The organism is Pseudoalteromonas sp. Isolate6, from assembly GCF_022398435.1.
In the GTDB taxonomy this organism is placed as follows: Bacteria; Pseudomonadota; Gammaproteobacteria; order Enterobacterales; family Alteromonadaceae; genus Pseudoalteromonas; species Pseudoalteromonas galatheae.
In genome coordinates this window covers 1-4,863 of sequence record NZ_JAKEVK010000276.1, presented here as the reverse complement: position 1 = coordinate 4,863, position 4,863 = coordinate 1, and the positions used below count along the sequence as shown (strand labels likewise).

The window sequence follows — 4,863 nt, the reverse complement described above, 5'->3', positions numbered from 1 at the left end:
GAGTAGGGATACAATGAGATTTAAATCGATAATTATAATTTTATTTTATTTTATTAGCAGCATCTCTGCTATGGCACTAGAAGTACACCCATCTAGCGTACTACTTTCTGACGTGAATACTCGATCTTTCATTGTCGCGTGGTCTGCACCTGCGGAAAGTCGAGGCACTGTTAATGTGTATTTAGATCCGAAAGGCACTCATCCAGTTTCTTCTACTACACGTGAAGCACAGTTTACTTACACTGATGATAAAGCAATCAAAAATAAAATGACGGCAATGGGTTTATTTAGGACTCGGGTTAAAGGACTATCCGAAAATACCTATTACTATTACCAGATACGTCAAGAGGATGGTAATGGTAATGTAAAGCTGGTACCTGAGTCTGGTGCGTTATTTTCTGTAAAGACCATGGCAAAAGAGGGGGTTGTCTTAAATGACACTGTCGCTGCATATATCGAAGATAAAACGGCTGATAATGCAGTTGGAAACCTTGTTTACTTCTATTTCCCTAATGCCAAATACCCGCTGTCACATATTGTGGGAGACTCTTTGCCCGACAATATGGCTGCGGTGAGCCTATCAAACCTTTCAGACGGTGAAACACATATTAACCAGCTAAGCACCAATGTAAATATTATTGGCCATTCAGTGCGTGGTTTAGACAATACTCAAGTTAAGTTAGCTGATAACTCACAATTAGGTCGGCTGCAAATATTAGCAAGCGCTATATCTGTGAATGATAATAAGGATACAGATGGTGACGGTATTCCTGATTGGTATGAGAAGGTAAATGGTTTAAATATTAACGTTGATGACTCGTTAGGTGATTTAGACAACGATGGATTATCGAATATTGAAGAATTCCAGTTGGGAACAAGTTCGAGCATAGGTGACACAGATGGTGATGGGATAAGTGATTATCAAGAAGTCAAGGTTACAGGTACATTGGCAACTAATAGTGACAGTGATAATGATGGCTTATCGGATTACCAAGAGTTGACTGTTTACAAGACTGATGCGCTTGCAACAGACACGGATGGTGACGGATTCTCTGATAGTGATGAGATAAAGGAGGGGTTTGATCCCAAAGATGACAAAGTGCATCCTCCGTATGCAGACGCAGACAAGGATGGAATTGCTGACAAGGATGATAACTGCCCAGCATTGCCAAATCCGAGTCAAATAAATACGGATGATGATGAACAAGGTGATGCATGTGATGACGATGATGATAATGATGGAATCAAAGATTACAACGATAATGCGCCTCTAGTACCGAACTCAGGTCAAGAAGATAGCGATGGTGATTCAGTCGGTGACGTTATAGATAATTGCCCATTAGTATCAAATGAAGATCAAAGGGACAATGATACCGATGGGCTAGGAGATCTGTGCGACGACGATGATGACAACGACACTGTGCTGGACTATCAACAATTGGGAGAGCCTTCAAATCAAGCTTTGCTATTACAGCGCCTTTATAAAGTAGAAAGTGTTAACTTAGAGTATTCAAAGAGCCAATCTTCAAAGCTTTACTTTGTAAAACAGTCCATTGATTCTAATCAACAAGTTTTACTGGGAGAGTTTGATCTATCGCTTCATAGGTATACTGAATTTGAGTTAACTGAAGAAAATAAAAAGATGATTGGCCAGTTGATCACAACTATTGACCCATATAATTGTGAGTGTGTCGTGGTGAATCAACCTAACAGCCAGTTGAAGCTTACTACCGAAGATGGTGTTTCATATATACGCATTCCTAGCCATACACCTGAGAGGGGAGCTGTTCAGTTTGCCTCCTCTAATGATGGTTCTGCTTATAAATCTTACAGCGCACAAGATCACGCTTCGTTGATGAACCTATTGCTATCTGGAAGCGCATTCGTTTCTCATGATAATTGTCAATTCGTCCCTAATAAAGATCAGTCTGATGTTGATGAGGATGGAAAAGGGGATGCTTGCGACATATCAGCTCAAGATTTAGATGGTGATGGTATATCAAATGCGAATGATAATTGCCCACTAATCCATAATGAATCACAAGAAAACATCGATGGTGACGAGTTTGGGGATGCTTGTGACGAAGACATAGATGGTGACGGCCTTACGAATGATTTAGAGATAAACGAGTTATATACTGATCCGCGAAATGCGTATTCATGGTCTAATTCCGTTTCAGATGGAGATGCAGATTTCGATAACGATGGATTTAGTAATCAACAAGAATTTGCGCAAGGTACTGGACTTCTTGTTCCAAATATTAAGCTAGTTAAAGGTAGAAATTATATATACTACCCTACCGAGCTATTAGATCTACCGCGAGCGTCTGAACTGGTGAGACGGTTGGGTGGTAGTGCAAAAGTTCAAGGTGTCTCTACTCTTGGTATAGATGGCAAAGTTACGGCTGAATACACATACGAGGGTGAAAACTGGGTAGGAGATGATTTTACTTTAGAGCCGATGCAAGCTGTTATTATTGATGCTGTTGAATCGAACATTATTCCAGTTACAGAGAGCGCTAGTTGTAGTTCCGTCGCTCTTCAATTTGGTATTAACTTTACCGCTTTACCTTGTATAAGGAACGGTCAATCTGCCTTTGGGTTACTGGAGAAGTACGGAGAAGGAAAACTAGATTCTATTACAGGTGTGAACTCTGACACTGGTTTATATCAAACTGCTAAGTTCGTGAATGGCGAGTTGTCTGGAACGGACTTTCCTTTATTGGCTACTCAGGGTTTTAAACTGCAAGTTACCTCACCCTTTATATTAAAATTTCCACCAAGAAGTGAGCATGGAGTTACATTAACAAATATCGAAGATATCAGAATTGTCTCATCGTCGAAGATCGATATTTTTGGATTTATTGATACTCAATCTGGAGTACTTTTAATTAATGGAGAAGCGGTTCAGATCCGTGATGGAAGTTTTAGACTGAATGATTTTAAATTAACAGAAGGTGAAAACAGTATTGTATTAAAGGGAAGAGACGCAAATGGAGGTACCATTTATTTAGAGTTCTCAGTGAAATATGCAAAACCACCTTTATTTGATATCACTTCCCAAACAGATGGGCAGCTTCTTTACGCCAAATCTGTCACAGTAGCAGGAAAGCAAGAGGGAGCAGAGCGCATTGTAGTTAATGGTATTGAAGGGGTATTAAATGGTGACCTGTTCACTGTGTTTCCTGTACCACTGTCTGCTGGTGAAAATAAACTAAAAATTGTTGCGTATGGTAAGTTCGGTGTAACGGCTGAGAAAACGATAAATTTGCGAGCTGAACCTCGTCTACTTACTTTACCAGCAGGAAGCGCCGAAGAAATTGAGCTATTTCAAAGCTTAAAAGTAAGTGATAAATGGCGGATCACACTTCCTGAATATATAACAGTTGACTTCGACGGTAAACAGGTATTTGCGAGCAAAGCCTTTATAGAGAACGCCTATCCAAAGTTATCTACTTATGGGTTTAAAGCAAGTATTACAGATAATGATCCCTCAATAAATCCAAGTTTGGGGATTAAGTTTGAGTCTATTGGTAGTGATCCTACATACGGTGTTTATCAATTTAGTGTTCCTATGACTTTGAAAAATGCATTCATTAAGGCTAATTACACTGAAGAAGCTTGGATTCAGCTAACTTTGGTTAAGCCTAATGGCGGCGCCGCTATGGTAGTTACCTCACACCAAGATGGTGAAGTGGAAAGTTCACCCAATACTAGATATCAAGGTTATGTAATTGCTGCGGAAACACTAAAGTATAAAGGTAAAAATATAGATATTCAGGAAGGTTTTTTTGATATTCCAGTTAACCTTGAACCGGGTCGAAATTATTTGGAGTTTGAGCTCAGCCGAAATGGAGTACTTAGCACCGAAATATATCGACTAGACTATTATCCAGATGAATACCCCCAAATTAAGGTATTTTCACATAGCCATGACCAACATGTTTCATCTAATAATATCGTATTATCAGGCTCAGTTTCTGAACTCAATGCTTTGCTATCGGTGAATGGTCGAACTGTCGCACTGGAGGATGGTCGTTTTTCCGTAGATATCCCCATTACCGAAGAAGAAAATTGGATTACGATCAATGCAGAGTATGAAGGAAGAGTTAGCGTATATAAACTTAAAGTAAATAAACGCACTTATACAGCCAAATATTCAAACCTACTTGATAGGGAAATAATTCATACCGCATGGCCTTCCATAAAAGTATCAACTTCATCTGGGTTAAAAAGAGCTAGGTTTAATAATGGTTCGTGGGTAGAAGCTATAGATGAAAATTCTGTTCAGTTTGATTTCACATTTGAAAGTGGGTTGAAAGAAGGAAAAAATACAGTCTTAACCGAACTTGAATTTAAGGATGGCTCAATTCAAAAGCTAACGAGAGTTTTGCGATATGAGAAATACGCTTTTGATTTAAAAGTACTTACCCCAGATACTATCAGGTTACCGCTAAAAATAGACGAAGCACTATATTCAAAAGCTAAACGTTTTAGGTTTGCATTAGGGTGGACTAGAAGCTTAGAGTCTGGTTTATTTCAGGCTCCTACCCCTGCAAGTAAAGGAACTACTAATGGAGCCTATGGCAGAATAGATGAGGGGACTATAGTAGATGATCTCGGTGTAGACGAACTGGGTCAGCGAACGATCATTTTAGAGTTTCCTTATGAAATATACCAAATCTTAGTGACGCGAGGCGAGTTAGTTGATGATGCATCAACGATCCGAGTGTTTGATGATGCAGGCGAGCAAATATATTACCAATCAATACATTATTTATCCGAATTTATTGAAATAAATGAGGAGCCAAAGGTAATTCTATGGAGCCATAGAGATAATGGTATTGTACGGTCAACGAGTAC

General features: G+C 39.2%; 1 protein-coding gene. It reads left to right on the top strand.

Annotated elements, in window-relative coordinates; genetic code table 11:
- Window positions 1–70 precede the first annotated feature (70 nt).
- Window positions 71–4,863 (top strand): thrombospondin type 3 repeat-containing protein (locus L1D50_RS21555; RefSeq protein ID WP_239966791.1); only part of this gene is annotated, 4,793 nt, incomplete at its 3' end.